This is a genomic window from Shewanella sp. ULN5, from assembly GCF_030731885.1.
GTDB classification, from domain to species: Bacteria; Pseudomonadota; Gammaproteobacteria; order Enterobacterales; family Shewanellaceae; genus Shewanella; species Shewanella holmiensis.
Genome location: NZ_JAPJEE010000022.1, coordinates 49,869 through 66,411 on the forward strand (window position 1 = coordinate 49,869; position 16,543 = coordinate 66,411).

A 16,543-nucleotide genomic window follows, 5' to 3' on the forward strand; every position below is an offset into this window, starting at 1 on the left:
CATGTGGCGATACTTTTTTAGACGAGTTAGCTTATTTTTAGCCACTACCCTCATCATGATGGCTGTGTTGTTTTATGCGACTCATCTTTTTCCTGTTAACGAACACTATGCTCTCACTGGGATCCAACAACCCACTGCAGCTCAAATCACTCAAGCTAACGACGATTTCAATTTAGATAGCAACCGTTTTAGCCAATTTATTGCCTACGTTGAACAACGTTTAAGTGGCAACATGGGCATCTCGAATAACTCACAACAATTGGTTTTTGAAGAATTGAAAACCGTGCTGCCTGCATCATTTGAGCTGTCGTTATTTTCAGGGTTTATTGCGTTAATTTTCGGTGTACCCATTGGTGTTACTGCCGCGCTCAGTAAAAATAAGCTGATACAACGCAGTATTTTAGGGCTGACATTAACTGGCTACTCCATTCCAGTGTTCTGGCTTGGGTTGACGCTCTCATTGTGGTTTGGGGTTAATTTAGGCTGGCTACCCATTTCAGGGCAAATTAATCTTTTGTATCAAATAGAGACCGTGAGCGGTTTTATGTTAATTGATACCTTACTCTCTGATTCAATATACAGCCAGCAAGCTTTTGTCGATGCCTTGATGCATTTGATTTTACCCGCAATAACCTTGGCCGTACTGCCTTTTACTTTAATTGTGCGTATTACTCGTCAAGCAATGTTGCAAGTGATGAATCAAACCTATATTCGTGCTGCAGAAGCGCGTGGATTACATACCCTCAAAATTATCATTCGTCATGCTTTACCCAATGCGATGATCCCCGTACTTAAAAGTATCGGTATTATGTTAGGTTCATTTGCAAGCTATGGTATTGTTGTAGAAGTTATTTTCTCCTGGCCTGGAGTGGGAAGCTGGCTAGTGTCAGGCATTTATCAACGTGACTATACCGTCATTCAAGCAGGTATTTTATCTGTATCATTATTGATTATTTTCCTTAGTATATTGATTGAGTTTATTCATACAGCCATTAACCCCATGAGTAAAAAGGAACTGTATGCCACCTATTAAGATTTATAAGCAGGATTATATTGCGACTCCTGCTGGGCGTGTATGGAAATCATTCTCCCATAACCCATTTGCTTTAATTGGCCTTTGGGGCGTTGGATTTTTACTGGTATTAACCCTTCTTGCACCATTTATTGCTCCTTATTCAGTGAATGAACAGAATCAGCAGATACTGCTTTTACCACCATCATGGGATCCATTAGGACATGTTGAGTACTTTCTTGGCACCGATGATCTAGGACGTGATATTTTCAGCCGAATATTACACGGCGTGCAATTAACCTTCGGTATGTCATTGATTATTGTCAGTTGTGCTTTATTCTTTGGCTTTATTATTGGCGCGGTTTCCGGCATGATGCGCGGTTTAAAATCGAGTATTTTAGGCCATTTGCTTGATGGTTTACTCTCTATCCCATCCTTATTAATGGCAATTTTGGTGGTCGCCGTTATTGGACCAGGATTAAGTAATGTCTTTTGGGCAGTCGGAATTGCAATGGTGCCGCAATTTATTCGCACCATACATCAAGCGGTACATGAAGAGCTACAAAAAGAATATGTAACAGCGGCCAAACTGGATGGTGCCAACGATTTGCAAATATTTTGGTATGTCATCATGCCAAACGTTTGGGAAGTACTGATTATTCAAGTCACTATGGCTATTTCCGCGGCAATATTAGATATCGCAGCACTTGGGTTTCTCAACTTAGGAGCCCAGGCTCCCAGTCCTGAATGGGGAGCGATGATCGCTCAAGGACTTGATAACCTTTTACTAGCACCTTGGACGGTGACTATTCCGGGTGTAGCCATTTTATTCAGCGTACTTGCCGTTAACCTTGTGGGCGACGGATTACGTTCCGCAATAGCCCCAATAAGAAACTAACCTATGCCATTACTCGATATTAGAAACCTTACCATAGAGCTGGATACCGACACGGGTAGGGTCGCTGTGCTCGAGAAAGTGAGTTTGACCATGAATCCTGGCGAAATCCATGGACTAGTTGGTGAATCAGGATCTGGCAGAAGTATTCTGGCAAAAGCCATTCTCGGTATTCTTGGTCCAAACTGGCATGTTATTGCCGACAGAATGATGTTTGATGGGCAAAACTTATTAGAGTTAACCGCAAAAGAGCGTCGCTGTATTATGGGTAGTGATATTTCGATGGTTTTTCAAGATCCCTCAGGCAGCTTAGATCCGGTTAAGACCGTCGGCAGTCAATTAATCGAGGCCATCACTCCCAATAAAAATGTGCCTTTTTGGCGTAGGTCAAAAGATACTTATTTAAACGCCCAAAAATGGCTCCATAAAGTCGGCATTAAAAGTCCTAAAGCCTTAATGAAATGTTTTCCTTGGGAATTATCTGAAGGCGAATGCCAAAAAGTCATGATTGCTATGGCTGTGGCAAACCATCCCAAGTTGCTAATAGCTGACGAACCGACCAATTCGATGGAATTAAACACCCAAGCACAAATTTTCAGACTACTATCGCAGTTAAATCAGCTACAAAATGTGTCCATTTTATTAGTCAGCCATGAACTTGAGACCTTAGTTCAGTATTGTGACCACCTCACGGTGCTGTATGGTGGGCAAATGATGGAATCTGGCTTGACATCAGAATTAGTCTCAAGCCCTTTTCACCCTTATACACGGGCCTTGTTAAAGAATTTACCTGATTACACTGGTAAGATGCGTCACAAATCCAACTTACCAACACTACAGGGTTCATCACCATCGGTTCAGAATCTGCCTGCAGGCTGTCGTCTGGGGCCTAGATGTCCAGAAGCGAAGCGTCAATGTGTTAAACAACCCAATTTAGAGCAATTAAAAGATCGTGCATTTGCATGCCACTTCCCTTACAAAAATGAGCAAGAAGCCGATGACAACACCTTTGCTTAAAGTGACTAACCTAAGTAAACAGTACTTAACAGGTTATAAGGGATTTACGCCACAATATTATGATGCCTTAATGCCAGTTTCATTTGAGCTTGAGCGAGGTGAAACCTTGGCGATTGTCGGTGAAGTTGGATCTGGGAAATCGACCTTGGCTCGTATTCTTGTCGGTGCAGAGCAGCGCAGCAGTGGCGATATATTTTTTGAAGGCGAAGCCTTAGAGTCTCGCAATTTAAAGCAACGTTGCCGTCTAATCAGAATGATATTTCAGGATCCAAACACTTCGTTGAATCCTAGATTAACTATTGGTGATTTATTAAATGAGCCACTGCGTTTCAGTACCGATTTATCTGCTGAAGAGCGTAAAGTTCAGGTTATTGATACCTTAAGGAAAGTCGGTTTATTGCCCGAACATGTTAATTTTTATCCGCACATGGTGTCTGAAGGACAAAAACAACGTGTGGCAGTGGCCAGGGCATTGATGCTAAATCCTAAGATTATTATTGCCGATGAAGCGTTAACGGCACTTGATTTATCGGTGCGTTCACAGATCATCAACTTACTCTTAAAGCTTCAAAGAGAGCTGGGTTTATCCTATATTTTTGTGTCCCATAATTTAAATATCATTAGGCATATCAGTGATAAGGTGATGGTGCTGCAAAATGGTTGCTTAGTAGAAAAAGCCAAAACAGAAGACTTATTCACGTCACCACAACATGAATACACCCAAAGGCTTATCCAAGAGCAAAGTCAATTTATGCAAAAGCGTTAAACTGCTCCAACCACTGGCCAAATTAGGCACTTTAGACAAAAATCAGTGCCATTTCACCGATGAACTTATTATCCTAGTGCCAACTAAAAAGGAAGAAACTGACTTATGATTATTAAACCCAAAATTCGTGGCTTTATTTGTACCACGACTCACCCTGTTGGTTGTGAGGCTAACGTCAAAGAACAAGTCGAACTCACTAAAGCCAAAGGTAAAATATCAAACGGCCCTAAGAAAGTATTAGTTGTCGGTTCATCAAGTGGTTATGGTTTATCTTCACGTATCGCTTCAGCATTTGGTAGTGACGCGGCCACAATCGGTGTATTTTTTGAAAAACCAAGCTCAGAAACCAAACCCGGTACTGCAGGTTGGTATAACTCTGCCGCGTTTGATAAGTTTGCTAAAGCCGAAGGTTTATATTCAAAAAGTATAAACTGCGATGCTTTCAGTCATGAAGCTAAACAAAAAGTCATTGAGCTGATTAAAGCAGACTTAGATCAAATTGATATGGTGGTTTATTCACTGGCCTCTCCAGTGCGTAAATTACCAGATACTGGTGAAGTTATCCGTTCAAGCCTAAAACCTATGGGTGAAACCTATAGCGCAACAGCAGTCGATACTAACAAAGACACCATTATTGAAACCTCAGTTGAACCTGCTACAGAACAAGAAATTGCCGACACTGTGACGGTCATGGGCGGACAAGATTGGGAACTGTGGATGGAAGCCCTTTCACAGGCTGGTGTATTAGCTGATGGCTGTAAAACCGTAGCTTATAGCTATATTGGTACCGAGATCACCTGGCCAATCTACTGGCACGGGGCATTAGGTAAAGCCAAAATGGATTTAGACCGTGCCGCGCATGCGTTAAATACCAAGTTGTCTGCAACTGGCGGCAGTGCCAATGTTGCTGTGCTTAAAAGTGTAGTAACCCAAGCAAGTTCTGCCATTCCGGTAATGCCATTGTATATCGCCATGGTATTTAAGAAGATGCGTGAAGAAGGTCTTCATGAAGGCTGTATGGACCAAATTTATCGTATGTTCAGCGAGCGTTTATACCGCGCTGACGGTCAAGCGCCTGCAGTAGATGAATCAAATCGTTTACGCTTAGATGACTGGGAATTACGTGAAGAAATTCAGAAGCATTGCCGTGATCTGTGGCCACAAGTGACCACTGAGAATTTATCTGAGCTAACCGATTACCGCGAATACAAAGAAGAATTTTTGAAGCTATTTGGCTTTGGTATTGAAGGTATCGATTACGAAGCTGATGTCGATCCAAATGTAGAGTTTGACGTGATTAGCCTATAATCAATATTGTCATACCATTAAAAACCAGCCACCTAGGCTGGTTTTTTGTTATTTTATTAGCCATGTATTACAGCCCCCTGCACTGCAAGTTTATGTAATTGCTAAATAGATTTTAAGATTAACATTCTCATCATCATTCCCCATATCAAAGCGTTCAAATGTTAATGGCTGCTCTCTAAGCTGATAGTTCATCTTTGTCAGCCAAGTGCCATACAAATACTTTATTTTACCGTTTAATTCATCTTGAGAACCATTATGGGATAACACCGCATAGCGTCCTTTAGGCAATGTTTTTACCTTAAAATGAGCAGAGCCAGACAATACCTCCTGTAACGCGCTTAACTGTGCTTGAGATACACTCACACCAATGTCGATTGAATAATTGTGGCTGTGATCCTGAGGCAAAGAATAAATAAAATTGAATGTACGCTGTTGCGATGGCAGTAAGCTGTGTGCTTTTCTAAACGCAATTAAGGCCTGAATAGACTGAGAAACATATAATGCAGGGCCACGATGTTCAATCATCAGCAATTCAAGCTCTTCCAGCGTCTCAACGCGAATATTGGCATCTAAATAGCCTAATTGTTCATGCCCTTCTGAGAGCGTTTTTAACGGCTGTTGCTTCGAAAAAAAATTGGCCCAGTTTGGCGCTTGTCTAAACGATTCAGGGCTTTGACCAATACTGAGAGTAAAACCATCAACAAATGCCGTGGTTGAGGCATAACCTGCTATTTGAGCAACGTGTTCAATACTCACTGACTTATCAAAACTTAAGGTTTGAGCCGCTTCCATATTGCGTAATAATGATAAATAGTCTTTGAATTGAGTATGATACAAACTATGGAAAATAAATTCGAAATGATTAACTGGCACCCCTGCTTTATCCGCTAAGAGTGCGAGCGACAGGTTTTCACTTAAATGCTCATCAATGAATTGTAAAACATGCTCAAATTGTTGTTCTAGAGCCACAGTAGCGCCTTATTTTAATCAATGTTTACGTTAAAGCTACGAACTATTATTCACGTCTTGAAGGTTCAAGGTAACGTAGTCAATCTTCATCATAAATAAAAGTCTGATTTTTAGAAACAAAAAAGCCAAGGTCATAATCACCTTGGCTTATTATTGCTAATAAAAATTACTCAGCTACAGGATATTCAATTGTTGCTTTCGCTTTAAGAGAATCAATCACTGCACGATAATCAGCTTGTCCGTATTGACGAGCAAGACCTTCTTTTACTGACTGTAATGCACTTGCTTCAATAGTCTCAGCTGCATTAACTTTATCAAGCACAACGACAGCATATCCTGAACCTAATGCCGCGGTATCAATTGACACAGCCCCAGCTTCTGGCGTAGGCATCTTGAAAGCTTTATTGGCAATGGCAGCATCAATGTCTTGATTAAAGCGGCCTAATTTAGACACAGTGATCAGTTGAGCATCTGTAAGAGCAAAATCACCCGCTTTTAGTTGAGTCATGTAACCCGCTGCTTTTTCACGGGCTGTTTCATTGGCTTTCTCTTGTTTAAGACGTTGCACTATGTTGGTTTCAACTTTATCGAAACTCAAAGTGCCAGCATCCAGATGCTGCTTAACACGAATAACCACTACATGATTAGGCTCAAGTTCAATCACATCGCTGTTCATGCCACTTGTCAGTACTTGATCTGAAAACGCAGCTTTAACCAGTGCAGGTTTGTTCAAGTTAGCCGGTGGGTTATCACGGGTAAATAAACCTGTTGTTTGCACTTCTTTTTTAACGGCGTTAGCAGTATCTAACAAAGTGTCAGGAATTTCATAACTGGTATCAGCAAGCTTAGTCTGTAAACCATAAAAGATATCTAGTGCTTTCTTTTCTTTAACTTGAGCAATAATTTTATCTTTTACATCATCAAACGCAGCTACAGCACCTGGCTGAATATCAACTAATTTGATGATATGGAATCCGAACTCACCTTTAACAACACCTGATACTTGCCCTTTTTCAAGACCAAATAACGCTTCATCGAATGCAGGATCCATCACGCCCTGTTCAAACCAGTCAATTTGACCGCCCTGCTCAGCACTGAATTGATCTTCTGATTCTGTTTTAGCTAATTCAGCAAAATCTTCACCCGCTGCGATACGAGCCGCAATGGCTTCTAATTTAGCCTTGTCAGCCGCATCATCGCCACTCGCGGCATAGATGTGACTTGCTAAACGTTTTTCGGGCGTTTGGTATTGTGCTTGATTATCTTCATAATTTTGGCTGATTTCAGCATCATCAACTGAGACATCTTTAGCAATATCATTAACATTTAACTCAACATATTCTAGGCTAACCTGCTCAGGACTATTAAATTGAGTTAAGTTACTGTCGTAATATGCTTTAGCATCTTCCGTCGTCACGTTTGCAGTAGCAAGGAAAGGCATTGCATCCACGGCGATATAACGAATGTCGCGAGTTTGATTTTGAACTTCAGCCAATTGCTTAGCTTCACCATCTAGGACAAAGTCGCTACCTAACAATGCGTTTAATAACTGACGACGTGTCATATCGACATGCATCATATTACGGAACGTTATAGGCTGATAATTTAGTTGGCGTAAAACTGCTTGATAACGATCGTTATCAAATTGGCCATCAGTTTGAAAAGCCGGTTCACTGAAAATAGCTTGTTTTATTTGTTCGTCTGATACGCGCAAACCAAGATCACTTGCAGCTTGATCAACCAAAGCATTTGCCACTAAGCGATCTAACACACTGGCTTTAATACTTTGCATATAATTGTCATCAGCAGATAAGGCATCAAACATTTCGCCATATTGCTGCTTTAAACTTGCACGTTCATTTTGGAAAGCTTGTTCTAATTCAGCTTCAGGAATTTCAGTACCATTAACAATAGCAGCTGGAACACCAGTGTTAGAGCCTAAATAGCTACTGACACCAGCAAAAGCAAATGAAAGTATCACAAGAATTAGAATCGTTTTAGCAACAACTCCCTGTGATCCTTCGCGGATTTTTTCTAACATCTGAATTCTCGCTTGTTGCGACTAAAATAAAAAGGCGCATCTCTTGTCGATGCGCCTTGTTTACATGGAGTTATCAGACGCTACCCAGGGTATAACCCAATACTCCGAATATCAATGACTTAACAATTGATATTTCATTTCGTAAAAAGCACCGCCATAGCAGTGCTTACATTACGAATGCCTTAATAAAGGCAACGTTATTAACTATTTCTTAGTTAACAGCGTCTTTAAGCGCTTTGCCAGCTTTGAATGCAGGAATCTTCGCAGCAGCAATTTTAATTTCTTTACCCGTTTGTGGGTTACGGCCAGTACGCTCAGCACGTTGACGTACTTCAAATGTACCAAAACCAACTAGAGAAATTTTATCGCCTTCTTTTAAGCCTTCAGTCACAGCAGCAATAAATGAATCTAGTGCACGACCAGCAGCAGCTTTAGAAATATCAGCACCAGAAGCAATTTTCTCGATTAGTTCAGATTTGTTCATGTCATCCCCTTGAATGTTATTGTCGCGCCGCAACCAAATCCATGTTTAGAGCGGTCTGCGGAGGCTTTTTGTTTAAAATTCGACACTATGTCAAATTTCATAGAAAACCAAAAAAATAAAAATTGGATACAGCTCAAAGTCAGGTGCGCCAAGGGCTTGGTGTGCCTGACTCTCCACAAACCTAGGCTACCACAGCTAAGCGTTTTGTTAAGCCCCTTTTTTCACTTTTTTTATGCTCTAGAGCACTTTTTTTACTAAACAGCTACTTTTTAACCACTTCGAAGCCTTCAACCGGGCGTTCAAGCGCTAATTTCAATACTTCATCAACCCAACGAACTGGATGAATTTTCAAATCTGCTATGACGTTTTGTGGAATTTCTTCCAAATCACGCTCATTTTCTTTGGGGATCAACACGTGTTTAATGCCACCACGATGAGCTGCCAGTAGTTTTTCTTTTAAACCGCCAATCGGTAAAACCTCACCTCGAAGAGTGATTTCACCGGTCATGGCCACATCACTGCGCACAGGGTTACCAGTTAAGCTTGACACTAAAGCCGTACACATCGCCGCACCTGCTGAAGGACCATCTTTTGGTGTAGCGCCTTCTGGCACGTGCACATGAATATCACGCTTCTCATAAAAATCAGCATTGATACCTAACTGTTCAGCCCTAGCCCGTACAACTGTCATTGCCGCTTTAATCGACTCTTGCATCACATCGCCTAACGAACCGGTATAGGTAAGTTTACCTTTACCAGCAACGGATGTTGCTTCGATAGTAAGTAAATCTCCACCGACTTGAGTCCAAGCTAAACCAGTGACCTGGCCAATTTGGTTGCTCGATTCTGCTTTACCGTAATCAAATCGTTGCACACCCAAAAATGATTTCAGGTTATCTTGGTTAACTTCTACGGTTTTAACCGATTTATCTAATAAAATCTGCTTAACCACTTTACGGCAAATTTTAGATAACTCACGTTCTAAAGAACGCACGCCCGCTTCACGAGTGTAGTAGCGGATAATGCCTAATATGGCACTGTCATCTACTTTAATTTCTTTCGCTTTTAAGCCGTTGCGCTCAATCTGCTTTGTCAGTAAGTGCTGTTTTGCAATATTGAGTTTTTCATCTTCGGTATAGCCAGATAAACGGATCACTTCCATACGGTCTAATAAAGGACCGGGAATGTCCATTGAGTTAGACGTTGCAACAAACATTACGTCTGACAAATCATAATCCACTTCTAAATAGTGGTCGTTGAATGTCGCATTTTGCTCTGGATCTAATACCTCAAGTAATGCTGACGATGGATCGCCACGCATATCTGAGCTCATTTTATCAATTTCATCTAAAAGGAATAATGGGTTTTTAACGCCCACTTTAGCCATTTTTTGGATGATTTTACCTGGCATAGAACCAATGTAAGTACGACGATGTCCGCGAATTTCAGCTTCATCACGCACGCCACCTAATGCAACACGCACATATTCGCGGCCAGTCGCTTTAGCAATAGACTGACCAAGTGAAGTTTTACCCACACCCGGTGGCCCGACTAAGCATAAAATCGGCCCTTTTAATTGCTTAACTCGGCTTTGAACCGCCAAATATTCCAAAATACGTTCTTTTACTTTTTCAAGACCGTGATGATCGGTATCTAAAACGTCTTGCGCCTTGGCCAAATCACGTTTAATTTTTGAACGTTTCTTCCAAGGTACTGACGTCATCCAATCAACATAGCTACGCACAACCGTGGCTTCTGCTGACATAGGTGACATCATTTTTAACTTATTCAATTCAGCACTGGCTTTGTCTTTGGCATCTTTTGGCATGCCTGACTCTTCAATCTTTTTGCCTAATACTTCAAATTCGTCATGGCTTTCATCAATATCGCCAAGCTCTTTTTGAATGGCTTTCATTTGCTCATTCAAATAGTACTCACGCTGACTTTTTTCCATCTGCTTTTTAACACGGGTGCGAATGCGCTTCTCAACTTGCAACAAGTCAATTTCCGCTTCCATCATAGCCATCAGGTATTCTAATCGCTCACCAACATTGATCATCTCAAGCACAGACTGTTTGTCTTCAAGCTTAAGAGGCATGTGAGCCGCCATAGTGTCAGCTAAACGAGCCGCTTCATCAATTCCGGTTAACGAAGTCAGTACTTCTGGAGGAATTTTCTTATTTAATTTGATGTAACCCTCAAACTGGCCGATAGCACTGCGAACAAGCACTTCTTCTTCTTTTTCTGCCAGAGATTCAGATTCTAAGTATTCAGCTGTTGCAACAAAAAAGGCTTCATCTTGAGTATAACGAGTAATTTTAGCGCGTTGACCACCTTCTACGAGCACTTTAACAGTACCGTCAGGCAGTTTTAACAGCTGCAAAATAGAGGCAACTGTGCCGATATCAAAAATATCGTCTTTTGTTGGCTCATCAAGATCGGCATCTCGTTGTGCGACTAATAGAATTTGTTTGTCTTGTTCCATTGCTGACTCTAAGCAACGAATAGATTTTTCCCGTCCGACGAATAGCGGAATAACCATATGGGGATATACCACTACATCACGTAGGGGTAATACGGGGAGTTCGATATGCGCTTCACGCTCTTGGGTCATGGCTCGATTCCGTTTCATGAAAAGACTTATTACTGAGTATATTGGGGTCATGTACTCAGTTTCAATGGTCAATACGAAAAAAGGAGCCCAATGGACTCCTTATTTTTCAACTTATTACCTAGCTGTACATTTATTGTTCGCCAGATACTGCCTGAGCTTCATTATTTTCATAAATCAGAATAGGGGCTGATTCACCTTTTACGACTGACTCATCAACAACGGCTTTAACAACACCGTCTTGTGAAGGAATATCGTACATAGTGTCAAGTAAGATACTTTCAACAATTGAACGTAAACCACGTGCACCAGTTTTACGGTTCATGGCTTTGTTAGCAATGGCTTTCAATGCATCATCACGGAACTCAAGCTCAACATTTTCCATCTCAAATAATGCCGCATACTGTTTAGTTAGCGCATTTTTAGGCTGAGATAAAATTTGAATTAACGCGTCTTCGTCTAATTCAGTCAATGTTGCCACTACAGGTAAACGTCCGATAAACTCAGGGATTAAACCAAATTTGACTAAGTCGCCAGGTTCAACTTGCCCTAAGGTTTCAGAAATCGTGGCTTTATCAGCCTCACCTTTAACTTCTGCACCAAAACCAATACCGGTACCCGTATGGGCACGCTGCTCAATCACTTTCTCAAGGCCTGCAAATGCCCCACCACAGATGAATAGGATTTTAGAGGTATCAACCTGTAAAAACTCCTGCTGAGGATGCTTTCGGCCACCTTGAGGAGGCACGGATGCAACAGTTCCTTCAATTAACTTAAGCAAAGCCTGCTGAACGCCCTCACCTGACACATCACGGGTAATGGATGGGTTGTCAGACTTACGGCTGATTTTATCAATCTCGTCGATATACACGATGCCACGTTGTGCTTTTTCGACATCGTAGTCGCATTTTTGCAGTAACTTTTGAATGATGTTTTCAACGTCCTCGCCCACATAACCGGCTTCGGTTAACGTGGTAGCATCTGCCATAGTAAACGGCACATTTAGCGAGCGCGCTAAGGTTTCGGCTAATAATGTTTTACCACTGCCCGTTGGGCCAATGAGCAAAATATTACTTTTACCTAATTCTATGCCATCTTTGGGCGACGCATTTTTAAGACGTTTGTAGTGATTGTATACCGCGACCGCTAAGACTTTTTTAGCTTTATCTTGGCCAATAACATAGTCATCTAAGTGATTACGTAATTCATGCGGCGTAGGTAATTTGTCATCATCACGCTTAGGAGAAATCTCTTTGATTTCTTCACGGATAATGTCATTACACAATTCCACACACTCATCGCATACATATACCGATGGGCCAGCAATCAGCTTTCTGACTTCATGTTGGCTTTTTCCGCAAAAAGAGCAGTACAGCAGCTTTGTGCTGTCACCGTTATTTTTGTTATCGCCCATTATTCTACCTCTGGTTGCAGCCTAGACCTTACGTCTGAGCTCTGCTTGTCGATATGCTTTGAATGCTGCATACCCAAGTTATTCTCACAATTAATGTAAGAATAACCTAGTCACAGCAAAAAATCAGCTTGTATTAGCTACGCGATGTCATTACTGAATCAACTAAGCCGTAGTCAGTTGCTTGCTGAGCACTCATGAAGTTATCACGGTCTGTATCACGCTCAATCACTTCCATAGGCTGGCCTGTGTGCTCAGCTAGGATCTCATTCAGTTTATTTTTAATGCCTAAGATTTCCTGAGCATGAATAGCGATATCAGATGCTTGGCCCTGGAAACCGCCTAATGGCTGATGGATCATCACTCGAGAATTAGGTAGACAATGACGTTTACCCTTAGCACCACCAGCAAGTAGGAATGCACCCATGCTGCATGCTTGACCCATACAAACGGTGCTAACATTTGGCTTGATAAATTGCATAGTGTCATATATCGCCATGCCTGCTGTAACCGAACCACCTGGCGAATTAATATATAAATAAATATCTTTGTCTGGGCTTTCTGACTCTAGGAACAATAGTTGAGCCACAATCAGATTAGCCATGTGCTCTTCAACTTGGCCTACTAAAAAGATCACGCGCTCTTTTAATAAACGAGAGTAGATATCGTATGAACGTTCACCTTTAGCGGTTTGTTCAACAACCATAGGTACAAGAGCATTAAGTACAGATTCTGGCGCTTTAAACATTATTCATTTCCCTAAAATAAAAAATGGCTCGTATGAGAACCTCATACGAGCCATTATAAATGGCGAACCGCTTGTTAAGTCAAGCTAAGGTTATGCGCGACCGGTAGCCTTGTTCATAAATTCTTCAAAAGCGACGTCTTTAACGGTTACTTTTGCAGTTTTAAGTAAAGCTTCAACCGCTTGCTCTTCTAAAGCAACGTTACGCATGTTTTGCATCAGTTCTTTGTTGCCATTGTAGTAAGCAACAACTTCAGATGGATCTTCATAAGCAGAAGCCATTGATTCGATTAATGCATTAACGCGAGTATCTTCAGCTTTTAGCTCGTTAGTTTTGATTACTTCACCTAATAGTAAACCAATCTTCACACGACGCTCAGCTTGTTCTGTGAACAAGTCAGCTGGTAATTCAGGCATGTTTTTAGCGTCGCCGCCAAAACGTTGCATAGCTTGCTGACGAAGAACGTTTACTTCACCATCAACTAATGCAGATGGAATTGTGATGTCGTTAGCAGCTAATAAGCCAGTGATCACTTGCTCTTTAACGTTAGCTTTTAACGCTTGCTCAAGTTCACGAGACATATTTTTACGGATTTCAGCTTTAAGTGCATCTAAGCCACCATCAGCAATACCGAATAGTGAAGCGAATTCATCGTTAACTTCAGGAAGGTTAGCCGCTTGAACTTCAGTTAAAGTAATAACGAACTTAGCCGCTTTACCTTTTAAGTTTTCAGCGTGGTAATCTTCAGGGAATGACACTTCGATTTCGAATTCTTCACCTGTTTTGTGACCTAAAATACCGGTTTCAAATCCAGGGATCATACGGTTACTGCCTAATTGAAGTTCGAAGTCATCAGCTTTACCGCCATCAAACTCTTCACCATCAACGCTGCCAACAAAGTTCATTTTCACTTTATCGCCATCAGCTGCTTCACGCTCAACAGGCGCATAAGTTGCGTGTTGCTTACGTAAAGTTTCAATCATTGCATCAACATCAGCGTCATTAACTTCAGCTTTAGGTTGTTCAACAGTGATTGAATCTAAGCCTGTTAATGTCACTTCTGGGTAAATTTCGAAAGTTGCTACGAACTCAAAGTTCTCGCCTTCTACTTTACCAGGAGCAAAAACTGGCGCACCCGCTGGGTTTAATTTTTCAGCGACAATAGCTTCAATGAAGTTGCGTTGCATGATTTCGCCAGTAACGTCTTGACGAATAGCTGCGCCATAACGTTTTTCAATTACTGAAGCAGGTACTTTACCAGGACGGAAACCTGGAATACGTGCACGTTTAGCTTCACGTAATAAGTTGTCTTTTACCACTTTTTCAATTTGTTCAGCAGGAACAGAAATGGTTAGGCGACGCTCTAGGCCTTGAGTTGTTTCAACAGAAACTTGCATTGTTTTACCTCGAAATATGTCTAACGTCCTTTGTAATAGTCGATATCTCAACTATTAAGTATTCGTTTCTTGACCATGGATTTTGACTAGAAGACCCAGCACAGCGATTTAGTGATGCTGAAGACGCTGTTGGCACTAGTAGCTCATAATTGATATTTATCAAGACGCGACATTATAGCGAGCGTTTTTTGCATAGTCGAGCATCAATAGTGGGTTTTAAGACATAAAAAAAGCGACCTAAGGTCGCTTTTAATACAATCGCACGAATAATGTGCAACTATTTCATCAAATTGATTTTGACTGATGCAAAAATCGCTTTGGAATAATGGGGTGACTGATGGGGCTCGAACCCACGACAACCGGAATCACAATCCGGGACTCTACCAACTGAGCTACAATCACCATTGAAATGGTACGCCCGGCAGGATTCGAACCTGCGACCACCCGCTTAGAAGGCGGGTGCTCTATCCAACTGAGCTACGGGCGCATGGCACAGCATTCGCTGTATCCTGTCTGACTTAACAAGCTATCTTGCTTGTTATATTATCCGCAAAAATCTTATTTAAGCAAATAATGAAATTTGGTCGGTGATAGAGGATTCGAACCTCTGACCCTCTCGTCCCAAACGAGATGCGCTACCGGGCTGCGCTAATCACCGATGTAAACGTTCTATATAGTCTCAAGAACGGAGCGCATCTTAACGAGTCACCTTGCGATCGTCAACGATTTTTTTTAGCTAATTATCTGTGTGTTGATTTAAGCAGCAAAAAGGTGATTAGCATCATAGCGCGAATAGTTTATTCACTGTATTTTCCTAGTGAAGCAAATGACACACTTTCATACGCCTGTTAGAATAGCGTTCGATTAACTTCATCAATCTATACCGCGTCACTCTAAGGAACCTCTACAGCCATGACTGCTCAAATTATTGACGGTAAAGCCATTGCACAATCTATTCGCAGCACCCTTAAACAGAAAGTTAACGCTCGTAAAGAAGCTGGACTCCGGGTACCAGGGCTGGCGGTGATCTTAGTCGGCTGCGATGCTGCGTCTCAAGTCTACGTTGGCAGTAAGCGTAAGGCCTGCGAAGAAGTCGGTTTTCAATCGCAATCTTTTGACCTTGATGTATCAACAACAGAAGCAGAGCTTTTAGCATTAATTGATAAGTGTAATGAGGATCCTGCCATCGACGGCATCTTAGTACAGTTACCTTTACCTGCTCATATTGATGACTCTAAAGTGATTGAGCATATTCGTCCTGATAAGGATGTTGATGGGTTTCACCCTTATAATGTTGGTCGCCTAGCACAGCGTATTCCGGTTTTACGCTCTTGTACCCCAATGGGAATTATGACGCTGATCAAATCTACGGGTATTGACACCTATGGTTTAGACGCCACCGTTGTTGGCGCATCTAATATTGTTGGCCGACCAATGACATTAGAATTGTTATTAGCTGGATGTACCACCACGACTTGTCATCGTTTTACCAAAAACCTTGAGCAGAAAGTACGTCAAGCTGATCTTGTTGTTGTTGCCGTAGGTAAGCCAGGATTTATTCCTGGAGAATGGATAAAACCGGGTGCGATTGTGATCGATGTGGGAATTAACCGTTTAGACAATGGCAGCTTAGTCGGTGACGTACAATATGACGTAGCAGCTCAAAATGCGGCACACATTACGCCAGTACCCGGTGGCGTTGGCCCTATGACGATTGCCAGTTTGCTTGAAAACACTCTTTATGCCTGTGAGCAATACCACAGCTAAGCCTCTAACAGCCACCAATAAAAAAGCCTGCTAAAGTATTGCCAATGCCGATCGTTTAAGGGCACTTGACCGATCTTGAAGATGAATGATAATCCCTACCAGTATTCTGGTGGGGATTT

At 41.7% G+C, this 16,543-nt stretch carries 13 protein-coding genes and 3 tRNA genes; 6 read left to right on the forward strand and 10 right to left on the reverse strand.

The features are described from left to right. Position 1: 1 nt before the first annotated feature. The 5 genes from ORI98_RS16550 to fabV all read left to right on the forward strand — a co-directional run bounded on the left by ORI98_RS16550 (position 2) and on the right by fabV (position 4,998). Positions 2-1,033, forward strand: a complete 1,032-nt coding sequence (locus ORI98_RS16550; protein WP_261298919.1) for an ABC transporter permease subunit — start codon at positions 2-4, stop codon at positions 1,031-1,033. Continuing rightward, positions 1,020-1,910, forward strand: a complete 891-nt coding sequence (locus ORI98_RS16555) for an ABC transporter permease subunit (protein ID WP_261298920.1) — start codon at positions 1,020-1,022, stop codon at positions 1,908-1,910. The genes ORI98_RS16550 and ORI98_RS16555 overlap by 14 nt, the downstream gene beginning before the upstream one ends. Positions 1,911-1,913: 3 nt before the next feature. Next, a complete protein-coding gene (locus tag ORI98_RS16560) occupies positions 1,914-2,924 on the forward strand; it encodes an oligopeptide/dipeptide ABC transporter ATP-binding protein (protein WP_261298921.1) in 1,011 nt (336 codons plus the stop codon). Continuing rightward, on the forward strand, positions 2,905-3,690 hold the full coding sequence (locus tag ORI98_RS16565; RefSeq protein WP_261298922.1) for an ATP-binding cassette domain-containing protein: 786 nt from the start codon (positions 2,905-2,907) through the stop codon (positions 3,688-3,690). The genes ORI98_RS16560 and ORI98_RS16565 overlap by 20 nt, the downstream gene beginning before the upstream one ends. Before the next feature lie 105 nt (positions 3,691-3,795). Then, the gene (gene fabV / locus ORI98_RS16570; protein WP_306135964.1) at positions 3,796-4,998 is read left to right on the forward strand and encodes an enoyl-ACP reductase FabV; all 1,203 of its coding nucleotides are present in this window, start codon (positions 3,796-3,798) and stop codon (positions 4,996-4,998) included. Between the two features lie 90 nt (positions 4,999-5,088). Here fabV and ORI98_RS16575 read toward each other — a convergent pair whose 3' ends face one another. The 10 genes from ORI98_RS16575 to ORI98_RS16620 form a co-directional block, all read right to left on the reverse strand. Then, entirely contained in the window at positions 5,089-5,967 is an 879-nt protein-coding gene (locus ORI98_RS16575) for a GyrI-like domain-containing protein (RefSeq protein ID WP_306135965.1), read from the reverse strand. A gap of 166 nt (positions 5,968-6,133) precedes the next feature. Then, positions 6,134-8,008, reverse strand: a complete 1,875-nt coding sequence (locus ORI98_RS16580) for a SurA N-terminal domain-containing protein (protein WP_306135966.1) — start codon at positions 8,006-8,008, stop codon at positions 6,134-6,136. A 211-nt stretch (positions 8,009-8,219) separates the two neighbouring features. Then, positions 8,220-8,492, reverse strand: a complete 273-nt coding sequence (gene hupB, locus ORI98_RS16585; RefSeq protein ID WP_261298926.1) for a nucleoid-associated protein HU-beta — start codon at positions 8,490-8,492, stop codon at positions 8,220-8,222. A gap of 262 nt (positions 8,493-8,754) precedes the next feature. Further along, the gene (lon, locus tag ORI98_RS16590) at positions 8,755-11,106 is read right to left on the reverse strand and encodes an endopeptidase La (protein ID WP_261298957.1); all 2,352 of its coding nucleotides are present in this window, start codon (positions 11,104-11,106) and stop codon (positions 8,755-8,757) included. A gap of 130 nt (positions 11,107-11,236) precedes the next feature. Further along, positions 11,237-12,517 (reverse strand): ATP-dependent protease ATP-binding subunit ClpX, encoded by a 1,281-nt coding sequence (clpX, locus tag ORI98_RS16595; RefSeq protein WP_306135967.1) that lies wholly within the window; start codon positions 12,515-12,517, stop codon positions 11,237-11,239. Positions 12,518-12,650: 133 nt separating this feature from the next. After that, entirely contained in the window at positions 12,651-13,262 is a 612-nt protein-coding gene (gene clpP, locus ORI98_RS16600) for an ATP-dependent Clp endopeptidase proteolytic subunit ClpP (protein ID WP_261298928.1), read from the reverse strand. Between the two features lie 90 nt (positions 13,263-13,352). Continuing rightward, positions 13,353-14,657, reverse strand: coding sequence for a trigger factor (gene tig, locus ORI98_RS16605; RefSeq protein ID WP_261298929.1), 1,305 nt, complete (start codon positions 14,655-14,657; stop codon positions 13,353-13,355). A gap of 326 nt (positions 14,658-14,983) precedes the next feature. Further along, positions 14,984-15,059, reverse strand: a tRNA-His gene (locus ORI98_RS16610). 8 nt (positions 15,060-15,067) lie between these two features. Then, positions 15,068-15,144, reverse strand: a tRNA-Arg gene (locus tag ORI98_RS16615). A gap of 94 nt (positions 15,145-15,238) precedes the next feature. After that, positions 15,239-15,315, reverse strand: a tRNA-Pro gene (locus ORI98_RS16620). Between the two features lie 254 nt (positions 15,316-15,569). Between ORI98_RS16620 and folD the strand changes: the two genes are divergently transcribed. After that, the gene (gene folD, locus ORI98_RS16625) at positions 15,570-16,424 is read left to right on the forward strand and encodes a bifunctional methylenetetrahydrofolate dehydrogenase/methenyltetrahydrofolate cyclohydrolase FolD (RefSeq protein ID WP_261298930.1); all 855 of its coding nucleotides are present in this window, start codon (positions 15,570-15,572) and stop codon (positions 16,422-16,424) included. Positions 16,425-16,543: the final 119 nt, after the last annotated feature.